Below are 14,488 nucleotides of genomic sequence, written 5' to 3'. Positions count from 1 at the left end.
CGCCGGCTTCAATTTCGATTTCATGCTGCCCCCTGATTTGATCCGGGTCAACTATTCTCCTTATTAAGGAACCCTGTATATCAAAGACACGCAACGTTACCGTTGCTGCTTCTGGTAACGTATAGCTAATAATTGTCTTCGAACCAAATGGGTTGGGATAATTCTGTGCCAGGATAAAATCACTATAAAGAGACAAAGCATCCTTTACTACATCACTTTCCGGCGCTTTATAGCGCAATACCTGATCGGTATCACTGCTACTGACATATAGATTTCCATCATCAGCAAAGATCATGTTAGTGGGATAATTAAGACCACCACTCCATGTCGGTATAAACTGGTCAATGAACTCCCCGGTAGATCCATTATAGCGTCGTACGTCTTGACTGCTTAAACCGCTTACATAGAGATGTCCATATGGTCCAAAAGTCAAGTGCCCCAGTGACTTAGGTGACCATTCTTCATCGCCCGCAACAAACACATCGAGGAATGTCCCCCTGTTTCCATTTAAGCGCAACACCTCATTAGTTCTCCAACTACCCACATAAAGATGTCCATCGGGGCCAAAGGCAATACAAGAAGGATTCTTAAGTCCACCGCGGTTTTTAACTACAAACGCATCCATAAAAACGCCTGTAGCCCCTTCGTAGCGCAACACTTCGTCAGTCCCAAAACTACTCACGTAAAGATGACCATCGGGGCCAAAGGTCAAACAATTAGGCAAACTGAGTCCTCCGCTGCCTGCTGTCACAAACGCATTTATAAAAGTGCCAGTGGACATATCGTACCGCAACACTTCATTGGTGTGCAAGCTAACAACATAAAGGTATCCATCAGGGCCAATCAAAAGCTGATCTGGATGATCAAGCCCACCACTTCCTTCACGCACAAACACATCAACAAAAGCGCCGGTGGATGCATCGAAACGCAATACCTCATCGGTAACAGCACTACTCACATAGAGATATTCATCCGGCCCAAATACTAAACCCGTAGGAAAATCAAGCCCCTGATCTGCATCTATAAAGACACCAAGAAAGTCTCCAGGTTTTGCCTGAGCAAAGGCATCTTGCGGGCACGCCCCGACAACATAAAACATTGCCACAAACAACAAGAGAGAACGCAAATGAACAATTAGCATATGTTGCTAACACAAGGACAAATTGTCAAGAACAAGCGTATTTGATGGTTAAATAATAGGTAATTTCATGTTATCCCGCTAACAACCAACCAGGTTAGTTCTTCAAAAAAGAGGCGCATCTTTGCGTATAAACAACACTGATACGTATAAACAGCGAACGCCCAGCCTTACGGGGCTGGGCGCTCTATTCGCCATTTCGGGTATCCGGGAGGCGAAATCTCGGCTATAATTCTACTTGTGGGGACGCTAGCTCATGCAATTGAAAGGTATCCGAACCAATCTAAAAATAGGATAACATTCAGCAATACAAGAACTACCAGAAACACGGTACCAGAAACCAACTGACCTTCTGCGAATTCCTCTCCAGAAACCGCATAGTCGTCTGCATACTTCATATGTCTTCGGCTAACACGGAGGGCTAAATGCGATAAACCTGTGGCTAGGTTATCGACACGCCGCAGCAAATCTTAAATTTTTCCAACACCTTTTTCCCACAAAAACCTTTTATCCGACGCTAAACTTTTAACCCAAGACGTCGTATTCCAACTATCGCTTTTCACCACTGGCATAGATTCCATGGATAACAAAGAAAAAGCCCCCGGCAGTGACAACGATGCGTTCACATTTGACCCCTTTAAAGGGCTTGGTTTTAATGATATTGACTGGGAGAAAGAGGCCAAATACGTCGGCGCCCTCGCTGGCAGCGTTACGGGTTCTTTTATCTCCACGCAGCTCTCGTGGTCACTTGGCCTGCGGATTGCCACAGTTGTTGGCCTGTCGTATAGCGGCGCCATTGCCGCCACCGTTGGATACCAGGTGTACAGGTACCTCGCGGAAGAGGAGAGCTGATTTTCGATTGCCGATTGTCGATTGTCGATTGATAGCGTGACTGCTGGTGGTGGAACTGGTAGCTGTATCCCTGGCTGACCCACCCCGCCTTCGGGCATCCCTCCGGTGGAGGGGACTTATTCTATAATCCCCTCTTTGAGAGGGCAACGTGTCGACATTATTTGTCGGCACAGGGGTGTGTCCGCGATGGTGCATTGCAGCACACCCTTTGCTCAACAATTCCCCTCCACGTCATCCTCAACTTGATTGCATAGGCGTCAAGGACGAACGAGTTAAATTATTGTTTTTTATATGTTTAAGTGCGTTACTGAACAGTCATCCTCAACTTGATTGGGGATCCATACAGCGACACCATCAGCTTCAGTTGCCCATTCCGTTCTCTGGATACCGGATCGGCATGACGTGGCTTTTTATAGCATAAAACGTGTTGATCAAAACAAGCTTGGTTATTAAATATCAACTATTTGAACACTCCCTCCTTGACGCCCAGGGACTGACCCGGGACCCAGCTGCCTCGCCTCAGCCACAGCTTTAATGCACAGCAGGCAGCCTTCCCAGATTCCTCGGCTACGCTCGGAATGACAGGGGTTGAGGACAGCGCCAGTCCTCGAGAACTCTTTTTCCAAAGTTAGCGCACACCCAAAATCCCCTCTTGAGAGGGGTGGCCCAGACGCAGTCCGGGCCGGGGTGTGTCTGCGAAGGTGCTACGCCCCGCTCAATTCCGCCAGTCTTGCAGCGCGCCTCCAGACCACGGCGCACCAGCAGCTTCGGCGGCGGCCTCAATGCGTCGTAGTTCGCGCTCGATGAGCTCTGTCAGCTCAGTATGGATCCCCTCAAAAGCCTCGGAGACAATCTCATACTGCCGGCGCTGCGTGCCAGTCACCTCTTGCACGGAGCCTGACCATGCGCCGCCGGCGATACGCGACAATCGGCTCATCAGCGAAGGCGGCGATGGCTCATTGCGGCTCCGCAGCGTCGGGTCACCGGAAATCGCGTGGCGCATTTCGACAAACTCCATTTTCAAAGACTTGAGTGCTTCCATTTCAGCGCTGACATCAATGGCTGTTCGCTTGAGCGCGGCTTCGAGTTTATCCGCGCGCTCGACGGCAGCATTCAACGCACTGCTCGCGCCGTATACAGCTTTGACCAGTTCTGCTGTTTGATTTTGGAACAGGACAACTTCAGCAGGCCGCGGTGTCAACTCGCCGTAGAGCGGTTTTACTTCGAAAGACTGCGTCTCAGTAACGGGCTGTTTCTCGCCATCGTGCACCACGGTCATGGATACGGTATAGGTACCCGGCATGACATACGGACCACTGCCTCCTGAACTACTGGCATTATTGACGGGACTCAGCGATGGGTACCGCAAATTCCAGTCAACGCGGTGCAAGCCGGCACTGGCCCTGCCTTCTTTACGCGCCACAATGTGCCCATCGCTGTGGCGCACAACCAGTTCAACACGCGGCGCCTCTTCCCTGTCTTCAGCACGCAACGAATCCCAGGCCGGATAGAACAAGTCTTCATCTGCTTTTTGCGCCTCCGACTCGCGCTTCTTCCTGCGGTCCTCCCGTGTTTTCAGGCCTTCTTTCATGTGATAGAAAATGGAAGCACCAGCCGGCGGATTGTCAGCTGTCCAAAACTTGGCACCCTGCCAACCCGGATCGGGATTGGTTTGCACAAACAACATCGCATCAGTAACGGGTAACAGCGTTGCTTCTGCTTCCAGTGTCTCGTCGTTGAGGCTGCGCAAAATCTCCAGATCATCCAACACATAAAAGCCGCGGCCAAAGGTGCCCAGCACGAGGTCGTCGTGCTGCTTTTGCAGGGCGAGGTCTGCTACCTTGATGGTGGGCACACCGTTTTTCAACTGCTTCCAACTCTCGCCGCGATCGGGCGAGAAGAAGACGCCGTATTCGGTGCCGGCGTAGAGCAGGTCAGGGTCTTTGTAGTCTTCGAGGAACGAGTAAGCCGTGCCTTTCTCCGGCAAGTCGCCCGAGATGGATTCCCAGCTTCTGCCCAAATCAGTGCTTACAAAAATGTAAGGTGAGAAGTCTCCCGACTTGTGGTGATCAAACAGTACGTAAACCGTATTCACGTCATGTTGCGAAGGCACAACAGCTGCCACAAACGAGGTATCCGGTGCCCCCCTGATGCGACCGATGCGCCGCCAGTTGTCGCCACCGTCTTCCGTTACCTGGATCACGCCATCGTCAGAGCCGGTCCAGATGAGTCCTTCTTTTAGCGCAGACTCATTCATGGACACGATGCTGTTCCAGGTAGATGTAGAGCGGTTTTTGGCGACCGCGTCGACGCTGCGCACGCGTCCCATCAAGTCCAGGGTGTTGCGATCAATCTGGGCCGTCAGGTCATCGCTGATAGGCCGCCAGCTGCTGCCACGGTCGTCGCTCCGGTACACGCGCTGCGCTGCTACATAAAGCCGCGCAGGTTCGTGCGGACTGATTTGCAGCGGCGTGTCCCAGTTCCAGCGCAGGGCAGGTTCACCCGGCTCTGGCAAGGGCTGGATATTCACCCGCTCACCTGTTTCGAGGTTTACCCGCGTGAGGCCGGCGTACTGATACTCCGAGTACACAATGTTCTGGTTGTACGGGTCGATGCGCGTGATAAACCCATCACCCCCCAACGTGAGAAACCAATCACCTGTGTCTGCACCCAATCGGGTTGTGGTGCGTGAAGGCCCACCCATGGTACTGTTGTCTTGCGTACCGCCGTAGATGCGGTAGAATGGCTTTGTGCTATCCACGGCGACGCGGTAAAACTGCGCCAGCGGGAGGTTCTGCGACCAGGCCCAGGTTTTGCCGTCGTCCCACGTTTCATACAGGCCGCCGTCACCGCCAATCAGCATGTGTTTGGTGTTTTCCGGGTCTACCCAGACCACGTGATCATCTACGTGCCGGCTGTCGAGACTCAGGTTTGTCCATGTTTTGCCGCCGTCTGTGGTTACGCCTGTGTAAGTGCTTACCGAGTACACCTTGTCAACGTCAACCGGGTCGGCAAACAACTCCTGGTAGTAGTTGCTGCTTGTGGTGCGGCCACTCATTTTTGAGAAGTTGATGCCGTTGTTCGTCGAGCGGTAAAAGCCACCGCCACCTGTAGCTTCGGCAATGGCGTATACCACGTTCGGATCAGCCGGCGAAATCGTAAGACCAACGCGTCCGAGTTTGCCACCGGGCATGCCTTTCACTTTGCTCCAGTTCTCGCCGCCATCTTCAGAACGGTACACCGCCGCATCATCGCCACTGGCAATCAGGCTCCACTGCCGGCGTGCCCGCTCCCAGGTGGCGGCAATCAGCACGTCGGGATTGCTCGGGTCCATCACCGCATCAGCAACACCCGACCACTGGTGCACCTCATCAATCAGCTGCGTCCAGGTCTCGCCACCATCGGTTGTTTTGAACAGGCCACGGTCACCGCCGGCATTCCAGAGCGGACCCTGCGATGCCACGTACACCACATCTGTATCACGCGGGTCGATCAGAATCCGAGCGATGTGCTCTGAATCTTTCAGACCAACATTTTTCCAGGTTTTACCACCATCCAACGACTTGTACACCCCGTCCCCAAAAGCCACGCTCCGCTGCGGGTTGTTCTCTCCCGAGCCGAGCCACACCACGTTTGGGTTGTGCGGATCGATGGCAATGGCGCCAAACGAGTAGGAGCCGAGGCCGTCTGCAATCGGATCGAAGGTTGTGCCGGCGTTTACAGTTTTCCATACGCCACCAGAAGCCGTCGCGAGGTACCAGGTATCGGGATGGTCCGGGTGAATGGCGATATCGGAGATACGGCCAGAAATGGCAGCCGGCCCGATGTGCCTGAACTTGAGTCCACGGATGGCCTGGCCAAGCAGGTCTTTTTCTTCGTCTTTGTCCTGCGCAAAAAGCACAGAAGTGCTCATAAGGCTACCGATGCACAATAACATCAAACAACGTGAAAACAATTGGCGCAATATGGGTGCCTTCAAACGGGATACGGTCGGGTTCAGGTTTACCAGGGGCATAGATTGATGGGTGTGTGCCGGCTTGTTGATAAAGCCGAAATCTGACTTAAAAAGAAAATCCCCTTCCTTTGTGAGGAAGAGGATTTAATATATCTGTTCTAGCGCTTCATATCAGGCTTTGCGATAAATTTCTCCACCTGAAGTCCGAAATTCCTCTGCTTTCTCTTGCATGCCCTGATCGAGCACACCATCTCCCACATCCATGCCCTGTGCTTTGGCGTAGTCCCGCACGTCCTGCGTGATTTTCATCGAGCAGAATTTTGGGCCGCACATGGAGCAGAAATGCGCCACTTTAGCAGATTCTTTTGGCAGTGTCTCATCGTGGTAAGAGCGCGCCTTCTCCGGATCCAGGCTCAGATTAAACTGGTCATCCCAGCGGAATTCAAATCGCGCTTTTGACAGTGCGTTGTCACGCGCCTGCGAGCCGGGGTGTCCTTTTGCAAGGTCTGCTGCGTGTGCTGCAATTTTGTAGGTGATCACGCCTTCCCGCACGTCATGCTTATTCGGCAAGCCGAGATGCTCTTTCGGGGTTACGTAACATAGCATTGCCGTGCCATACCAGCCAATCATGGCTGCGCCAATGGCAGACGTGATGTGGTCGTACGCCGGCGCAATGTCGGTAGTGAGTGGGCCTAGCGTGTAGAACGGCGCTTCTTTACACCACTCAAGCTGCTTCTCCATGTTCTCCTTGATCATGTGCATCGGCACGTGACCCGGACCTTCATTCATCACCTGCACATCGTATTCCCACGCACGCGTCGTAAGCTCGCCCTGCACCTTTAACTCAGCAAACTGGGCTTCGTCATTGGCATCTGCAATCGAGCCCGGACGCAAACCATCTCCCAAAGAAATTGAAACGTCGTACGCAGCGAGGATTTCGCAGACTTCATCCCAATGGGTGTAGATAAAGTTCTCTTTGTGATGTGAGAGGCACCACTTCGCAAGGATAGAACCGCCGCGCGATACGATACCGGTGACGCGTTTTGCTGTTTGAGGCACAAAACGCAGGAGCACGCCGGCATGCAACGTAAAGTAATCAACGCCCTGCTCTGCCTGCTCAATCAACGTGTCACGGAAGATTTCCCAGGTGAGGTCTTCTGGCACGCCATCTACTTTTTCAAGCGCCTGGTAAATCGGCACCGTACCTACGGGCACCGGACTGTTGCGCAGGATCCATTCGCGCGTTTCGTGGATGTTTTTGCCGGTTGACAGATCCATAATGGTATCAGCCCCCCACCGACTGGCCCAAACCATTTTCTCCACTTCCTCAGCGATTGAAGAGGTCACGGCTGAGTTGCCCATGTTGGCGTTGATCTTCACGAGGAAGTTACGCCCGATGATCATGGGTTCAATTTCGGGGTGGTTGATGTTGGCCGGGATGATGGCGCGGCCGCGCGCTACTTCGCTGCGGACAAACTCCGGGGTGATTACGTCGGGGATGCCGGCGCCAAAGCCATCACCCGGATGCTGAGCAAGCAGGCCTGTGCCTTTCAGCGCATCCAGTTTCTGGTTTTCCCGAATGGCAATGTACTCCATTTCCGGCGTCACGATGCCCTGCTTGGCGTAGTGCATCTGCGTAACACGACGGCCTGGCGCGGCGCGGCGCGGTGTACGGAGGTGATCAAACCGCAGCGGGGCAAGTTTCTCGTCTGCCAGGCGTTCGTTGCCATATGCAGAGGAAAGGCCTTCAAGCTCTTCAAAATCAGCCCGCTCTTTGATCCAGGGCTCCCGAATGGGCTCGATCCCTTTGGTTACATCTACCGTAACGTTGGTATCTGTGTAAGGGCCCGACGTATCGTAAACGTAGATGTCTGGATTTTTTGCTTCACCAAAAAGAGAAGGCGTATCCGCCTGGGTGATTTTGCGCATCGGGACCTGGATGTCCGGACGGCTGCCTTCCACGTAGACCTTTTCAGATCCGGGAAGCGGGGTTGTCATTTCGGCCGCCAGGGCTGCGGCGCGTACACGGGGGTTCTCAACGACATGGCCTACGGAAGAACCATCTCCGCCGGCCTCGGGAGGCAAAATGGGCATAGCTTCACAAGTGGTTAAGGGGGTGGTAGGAGCGAAGCCAGAGGCGCCGTTTTTATTAGCACTTCTTAGAAAGGAGGACTCAGTATTGAAGCTTCCCTACGCCGGTGTTGTCCGGGTCAGGTTCAAAGGGACTTTCTCAGCTTACCCAATAGCTGGTAGTGGGTTCGGCACCCCTAGCTTCGCCGCACCTAAAATACAAAAACTACCCCGATGTTCCAATTTGAAACAGCATCTGGATGACAGGGGCACGTGAAAATGCCCTACAGAAACCTGCGCCAATCCCCTACAATGCTGCCAGAACATTTCAGCACCCTTTTGACATTTTCTGTAAAATCAGGCCAGTTTCTGCGAATTTGATCAGGCAAGAATTCCACGAACAACCTTACCATGCACGTCGGTTAACCGGAAGCGCCGGCCCTGAAATTTATATGTAAATTTTTCGTGGTCGATGCCTAAAAGGTGCAATAATGTCGCCTGGAAGTCGTGAACATGCACCGGATTTTCCACAACGTTATACCCAAAGTCATCCGTCCGGCCATACGTAATGCCGGGCTTCACACCGCCGCCGGCCATCCAGATTGAGAAGCATCCCGGATGATGGTCTCGGCCAAAAGACTCCTCGGTGAGCATGCCCTGGCTGTAATTGGTCCGCCCAAACTCGCCGCCCCAGATTACCAGCGTATCTTCCAGCATACCACGCTGCTCCAGGTCTTTCACGAGCGCAGCAGAAGGTTGGTCTATGCTTTTTGCCATTTTCGCGATGTCTTTTGGCAGGTTGCCGTGCTGGTCCCAGCCCTGGTGGTACAGCTGGATGAACTTGACCCCTTTCTCAGCGAGCCGGCGCGCCAGCAGACAGTTCGCCGCAAAGGTCCCAGGTTTTCGGGAGTCCTCGCCGTACATGTCGAATACGTATTCAGGCTCCGCAGAAAGGTCCATCGTTTCCGGCACCGAAGTCTGCATCCGATACGCCATTTCATACTGCGCAATTTTCGACTGGATTTCAGGATCTTCCAAGTCGTTGTATTCCATGTCGTGCAGCGCTTTCAGGTAGTCCAACTGGCGCTTGCGATCGCTATCAGCTATGCCTGGCGGGTTGTTTAGATACAGCACCGGATCTTTCCCAGACCTGAACTGGATGCCCTGATGCCGAGACTCCATGAACCCACTCCCCCAGAGGTGCGCATACAGCGGCTGTCCGCCGGGGCGTCCCTCTGAAAGCAGCACACAATACGCCGGCAGGTTTTCGTTTTCACTGCCGAGCCCATAGCTGATCCACGATCCAATAGCCGGCCGCCCCCGGTGCTGCGAGCCTGTTTGGAAAAAGGTAATGGCCGGGTCATGGTTGATGGCATCCGTATGCATCGACTTGATAAAGCAGAGCTTATCCGATATGCTCGCTATATGCGGCGTTAGTTCACTTACCCATGCCCTGCTCTCTCCATGTTGCGAAAACTTGTAATGTGGGCGCGCCAAAGGCCACGAACGCTGCCCAGCTGTCATTCCCGTCAATCGTTGTTCACCACGTACCGAAGCTGGCAGTTCTTCTTTGTGACGCTTGACCAGTTCTTCTTTGTAATCATACAATTCGAGGTGCGAAGGGCCGCCGCTCTGGAAAAGATAGATCACCCGCTTCACCTTCGGGGCAAAGTGCAATCCGCCCAAAGCACCTCTTTCGGGATCAAACGCTGCTGTTTGCGGCCGTGCAACCAGGCTCCCCGGGCTCATAATTGATGCAACTGCAGCTGCTCCCAATCCCAACGAGGTTTTTGTCAGGAATTTTCTGCGAGAGTAGTTCTTCTCAAAATTATTGCAATGCATGGCTGTCTTGGTCTGGACAATCTAAACGAATCAACTTTGGTGCAAGCGTCTTACTGGCGGTTGCGCATCAACGCTTCATGTAAGAAGCGTCATGGTTAATGATGGTGTTTGCGACGACTGCCAGCGCGGCTGTTGCTGCTGTATTGAGCGCTGCATTGCCAGGCGAGTCGCCTACGGTCAACAGCGCACGTGCGGCTGAAGGATCTCTCCTGAAGCGTTCCACTTCTTCGTTGTACAGCTTGACCAGCAAGTCACGCGCAGCATCTGCTGGCCGCATGCCGGTGAGCGCCCTGTATCCATAGGTTATTTGCGCCGCCACCGTATCGCCTCCCTCCTCCTGCATACGTTCAGCCAGCTTACGACCGGCTTCCACAAACTGCGGATCATTCATCAGAATGAGTGACTGTAGCGGCGTGCTGGTGGACTGCCGCTCTACCGTGCACTCGCTGCGATCCGTTGCGTCAAAGGCAATCATAGCCGGTGGTGGTGAGGTCCGCTTGATAAACGTATACAGGCTTCTCCGGTAGAGCCCATCGCCTTTATCAGCTTCGTAGTTGAGCAACGCGGCGGAAAATGTACCTTTCTCAATCCATAGTCCTTCAGGCTGGTACGGCTTGGCACTGGGACCGCCTACTTTTTCTACCAGGAGCCCGCTTGCTGCAAGCGCATTGTCTCGGATCATTTCTGCCGTGAGTCGCTGGCTTGAAGCACGGGCCAGGAGTTGGTTGAGCGGGTCAATATCCTGCAAGTCACTGCGTACACGAGAGGATTGCTGGTAGGTGGCAGACATCACAATGGTGCGCTGTATGGCTTTTACATCCCAACCGGAAGCAATGAATGTTGTCGCCAGCCAATCCAGCAGTTCAGGGTGCTCGGGCAATGCGCCCTGGTACCCAAAGTCGGCCGGCGTCTCAACAATGCCTTTGCCGAAATACATTTGCCAGAAGCGGTTGACGGTTACGCGGGCAGTCAGCGGGTTATCTGCATCGGTTAGCCATTGTGCGAGGCCCTGCCGGTTCTTCGGCGCAGTCTCATCAAAGGCCAGCACAACGGCTGGCGTACCCGGTGTGACTTCATCGGTAGGCTGGTCGTAAGCACCGCGGTTCAGGACATACGTCGGACGCGGTACGTCCATCTCTTCCATCACCATGATCTCTTCAACAGGCTCCAGCAAGCTGGATTCCTCCTCCCGCAAGGCCCTTAGCTTCGCCCGCAACGCTACAATTTCTGGCGCGTTTACGGCGCGATGATGGGCCGGTGTCCCTTTGCCTGAGGCTGCAGGCTGCAGTGCATGCAGTTCGTGCGGCGTAAGGGCGCGATTGTAAATCCTGATGTCATCCATAGCACCGGTATAAATGCCGTCATCACCGGTGAAAGCCCTGTAGCTCTTGCCAACCCGAAGCGGCTGGTCGATTTTCTGATACTTCTGATAGCCAACCGGATGGATGCTTTTGTAGAGTTTATCAAAAAGTACTTCCTGGTCCTGCTGTTGGCCATCTATGAACAGCTTCACGCCGGCTGCCTTGCTGGAGCCATCGTATACAAGGGCTACATGATTCCACGCATCCTGCGTCACGCCGTCCGTTGTGCGTACGTGTATGTAGTTATTGGGCAATGCGTGAATCAGGCGTGCGTTAACCCGGTTCAGGCTGTCCAGATACACTTCGTATCCCCGCCAATAGGTGTTCTTCTGTCCAGCATTCCCAATCAGTTCTGCGTAGGCCTCTTCCTTTTCTGGCTTTGCCCATAGTGCAATCGAAAAGGGTTCATACCGTTCAAACAGGCCAACCTTCTGCAATGCCAGGAAGTCAAAGTCGTAATCAAACCGGGTGGCTTTCCCATGCACGCCTTCAATGAGTTCAACCTCTCCGGACACACTGGCCCCCTCCACCCCTCTAACACTGTTCGGTGTCGTGTTTTCCATCAGAACATCTAGGGGATAATATGCAACCAGTCCTCGATCCAGGTCAGCGGTGACATTTGCTGAAATGTCCGCCAATTCTCCCTCAAGGGCTTTCGTACGCTGTTCGACAAGCTGCTCAAGGGCAGCAATACTGTCGCGGAGCGCCTCCAACTGCGCTTCCTGGCCTTCTTCGAACAGCAGCAGCATCGGGCCGGCATTCCCATCATCTCCCGTCATGCCTACTTCGTTCAAATTGTTAAAGAAAGCGGTCATCTGGAAGTACTCAGCCTGCGACACCGGGTCGAACTTGTGATCGTGGCACTGGGCACACTCCATCGTCAGCCCCATAAACGCCCGAGCGGTTGTATTGGTGCGGTCAGCCACGTACTGCAACCGATACTCTTCGTCGACGATACCGCCTTCAGCGGTCATTTGGTGGTTACGGTGAAACGCGGTTGCAAGCTTCTGCTCAGCGGTGGCATTGGGGAGCAAGTCGCCGGCCAGTTGCAAGGTGATGAACTCATCGTATGGCATGTTTTCGTCGAATGCTTCGATCACCCAGTCACGCCAGGGCCACATCATGCGGTAGCCGTCAGCGTGGTAACCGTGAGAGTCGGCATAACGCGACACATCCATCCAGTCCACAGCCATGCGCTCGGCGTAAGCTGTAGACGCCAGCAGTTTGTCTACAACCCGTGCATAGGCATCTTCGGATGTATCAGCGAGGAAGGCATCGATATCAGCAACCGAGGGTGGCAAACCGGTCAGGTCCAGGTACACGCGACGCAGCAGCCGTTCGCGGTCTGCCGGCGGTGACGGCGCAATGCCTTCCCGCTCCAGTCGCGCAAGCACAAAGTGGTCAATTTCATTCTGTGGCCAGTCGCTGTTTTGCACGCTGGGCCGTACGGGTTCTTCAGGCTTGATAAATGCCCAGTGTTCTTTCCATTCTGCCCCCTGGTCAATCCATTTACGCAGCAGAGCTACCTCGTAGTCTGTAAGTGCCAGGTTTGATGCTGGCGGGGGCATGGCATAATCCGGGTCATCCGACACAATGCGGTGCGCCATTTCACTACGGCGCAAGCTGCCGGCGACAATGGCGCGGTTGCGTGGTGACTCTGTTAGTTTACTGAATGCTCCTTCTTCTGTATCTAGGCGCAAGTCCGTTTCCCGTGTGTTTGCATCCGGGCCGTGGCACTTGAAACAACGGTCGGACAAAATTGGGCGGACGTGGTAGTTAAAGTCTACTTCTTCCGGTAAACTTGCCAGGAGCGCTTCATCTTCTGAAATGGGTGGGTTGCAGGCCGGCAGGCACAACAGCATAAGACTAGCCAGCAACAGGCCATGCGAAACATCAAGATGGGGAAAGATGCGTTTCATCGGCTAAATGCAGCAGGATGCCTCAATACACCCTGGTTGGTGGATGGTGCGTTCGATTCAAAATGCGATTTCACCCCGTTACTTGCAAGCCAACAACGTACATCTACAAAAAAAGGGGTACCGATTCAGAATCAGCACCCCTTTAAATGTCTTGCTACTGCTGGTTATTCAAACCTTACCAGCACGCGTTTGTCGCTTTCTGCCGCTTCTTCTGCAGCCTGCTCAAACGTATTGATGATGTCTTCCGATGATGCATCGGCGGCTACGTTAAGCTCGATGTCGGTTTCAAGTTGTCCCATTGCGCTACCACTGGCACAGGTGACCGTGATGTGCATCGGCGTGAAGATGCCAAAGGTGATGCCGGCTACAAGCTGGTTAACAAAACTGTGCTGCGTTTCAACAATTGCAACACCACTGGTGCAGGTTTCGCCGGCTTTTACAACATCAGGCGGCACGAGGCCAAAGATAAATCCTTTTGCAAACGGAATGTCAATTACCTCTGCAGACGGCGCGAGGCCTGTTTCAATACGTGCATGGTAACACCCGGTGAGGGTAACGCAGAGCAGAAGGGCAAAAGCTAACTGGGCAATACGGTACATGATCTTTATGTGTTTATTTAAAATTGTCCCCAATTATAACACGCTAATGCGTCACATTTAAGCATTTAGTTTAAAAAACACAGATTCTTAATAATGTACTACCAGCCTCTGCGTGCACGGAGTGCGGTGATGTGCGCAACATGGTGTTTGCAGTGCCACGCATAGAGTCCAAGCATATAAGCTAGCGATAAGTGCTTGCCCGACTCGGGGTGCACAAGCTGCTTCTCCCAGTCTGCCGGCTGCATAGCTTTGAGCAGTAAAACCCATTTGTGGTGCAAGGCTTCCAGGAAGGCCAGATTGACCTCCAGGGGTGTTGAAGCGACCTCATCCGTTTCAGCCCAATCTTTTTCGTTGTACGCCTTGATGGTCGGCGTTGCTTCTGTCAGCGTCCACTTAAACCGGATGACGCTGTTTAGATGACTATCGCCAACATGGTGCACAACCTGGCGTACGGTCCATCCATCGGGCCTGTACGGTGTTTCCAATTGCGTTTCATCCAGGCCGGCAACGGCGGCACGCATGGCCGCAGGCAATCCCCCGATGGTCTCGATACACGCCGCCACATATGCTGGTGTCACATTCGCTTCTGGTACGTACTTGCCAATCGGGTAACGCAGGTCGCTCATAAGTTTCGGGTTTTCGGGTTTTCGGGTTTTCGGGGTTTCGGGGTTTCGGGGTTTCGGGGTTTCGGGGTTTCGGGGTTTCGGGGTTTCGGGGTTTCGGGGTTTCGGGGTTTCGGGGTTTCGGGGTTT

General features: G+C 53.6%; 8 protein-coding genes and 1 riboswitch. Of the genes, 1 reads left to right on the top strand and 7 read right to left on the bottom strand.

Going from position 1 to position 14,488, the window contains the following annotated elements; genetic code table 11:
* Positions 1 to 1,141: hypothetical protein (locus AAF564_20385; GenBank protein ID MEM8487921.1), on the bottom strand; the 1,141-nt coding region annotated here is incomplete at its 3' end.
* 576 nt (positions 1,142 to 1,717) lie between these two features.
* Between AAF564_20385 and AAF564_20380 the strand changes: the two genes are divergently transcribed.
* Positions 1,718 to 1,990: a hypothetical protein gene (locus AAF564_20380; protein MEM8487920.1), complete on the top strand. Its 273-nt coding sequence runs from the start codon at positions 1,718 to 1,720 to the stop codon at positions 1,988 to 1,990.
* A 715-nt stretch (positions 1,991 to 2,705) separates the two neighbouring features.
* Here the strand turns inward: AAF564_20380 and AAF564_20375 are convergent.
* The 6 genes from AAF564_20375 to AAF564_20350 form a co-directional block, all read right to left on the bottom strand.
* Positions 2,706 to 5,903, bottom strand: coding sequence for a glycosyl hydrolase (locus AAF564_20375; protein ID MEM8487919.1), 3,198 nt, complete (start codon positions 5,901 to 5,903; stop codon positions 2,706 to 2,708).
* A gap of 213 nt (positions 5,904 to 6,116) precedes the next feature.
* Positions 6,117 to 7,943: a phosphomethylpyrimidine synthase ThiC gene (gene thiC / locus AAF564_20370; GenBank protein MEM8487918.1), complete on the bottom strand. Its 1,827-nt coding sequence runs from the start codon at positions 7,941 to 7,943 to the stop codon at positions 6,117 to 6,119.
* 172 nt (positions 7,944 to 8,115) lie between these two features.
* Positions 8,116 to 8,224, bottom strand: a riboswitch (TPP riboswitch).
* A gap of 172 nt (positions 8,225 to 8,396) precedes the next feature.
* Positions 8,397 to 9,857 carry a DUF1501 domain-containing protein gene (locus AAF564_20365; protein MEM8487917.1) on the bottom strand — a complete coding sequence of 487 codons (1,461 nt, stop codon included), beginning with the start codon at positions 9,855 to 9,857 and terminating at the stop codon, positions 8,397 to 8,399.
* Between the two features lie 67 nt (positions 9,858 to 9,924).
* Positions 9,925 to 13,137 (bottom strand): DUF1553 domain-containing protein, encoded by a 3,213-nt coding sequence (locus AAF564_20360; GenBank protein ID MEM8487916.1) that lies wholly within the window; start codon positions 13,135 to 13,137, stop codon positions 9,925 to 9,927.
* 164 nt (positions 13,138 to 13,301) lie between these two features.
* Entirely contained in the window at positions 13,302 to 13,736 is a 435-nt protein-coding gene (locus AAF564_20355) for a hypothetical protein (protein MEM8487915.1), read from the bottom strand.
* 98 nt (positions 13,737 to 13,834) lie between these two features.
* Positions 13,835 to 14,362, bottom strand: a complete 528-nt coding sequence (locus tag AAF564_20350) for a YfiT family bacillithiol transferase (GenBank protein ID MEM8487914.1) — start codon at positions 14,360 to 14,362, stop codon at positions 13,835 to 13,837.
* Positions 14,363 to 14,488: the final 126 nt, after the last annotated feature.

Source organism: Bacteroidota bacterium (assembly GCA_039111535.1).
Taxonomy (GTDB): domain Bacteria; phylum Bacteroidota; class Rhodothermia; order Rhodothermales; family JAHQVL01; genus JBCCIM01.
This window is presented reverse-complemented; position numbering and strand designations above follow the sequence as displayed.

Excerpts from the sequence above, each read along its gene's own strand:
- AAF564_20355 (MEM8487915.1), bottom strand. The coding sequence starts at position 13,736 with ATGTACCGTATTGCCCAGTTAGCTTTTGCCCTTCTGCTCTGCGTTACC.
- AAF564_20380 (MEM8487920.1), top strand. The coding sequence starts at position 1,718 with ATGGATAACAAAGAAAAAGCCCCCGGCAGTGACAACGATGCGTTCACA.
- AAF564_20365 (MEM8487917.1), bottom strand. The coding sequence starts at position 9,857 with ATGCATTGCAATAATTTTGAGAAGAACTACTCTCGCAGAAAATTCCTG.
- AAF564_20375 (MEM8487919.1), bottom strand. The coding sequence starts at position 5,903 with ATGAGCACTTCTGTGCTTTTTGCGCAGGACAAAGACGAAGAAAAAGAC.
- AAF564_20350 (MEM8487914.1), bottom strand. The coding sequence starts at position 14,362 with ATGAGCGACCTGCGTTACCCGATTGGCAAGTACGTACCAGAAGCGAAT.
- AAF564_20360 (MEM8487916.1), bottom strand. The coding sequence starts at position 13,137 with ATGAAACGCATCTTTCCCCATCTTGATGTTTCGCATGGCCTGTTGCTG.
- thiC (MEM8487918.1), bottom strand. The coding sequence starts at position 7,943 with ATGACAACCCCGCTTCCCGGATCTGAAAAGGTCTACGTGGAAGGCAGC.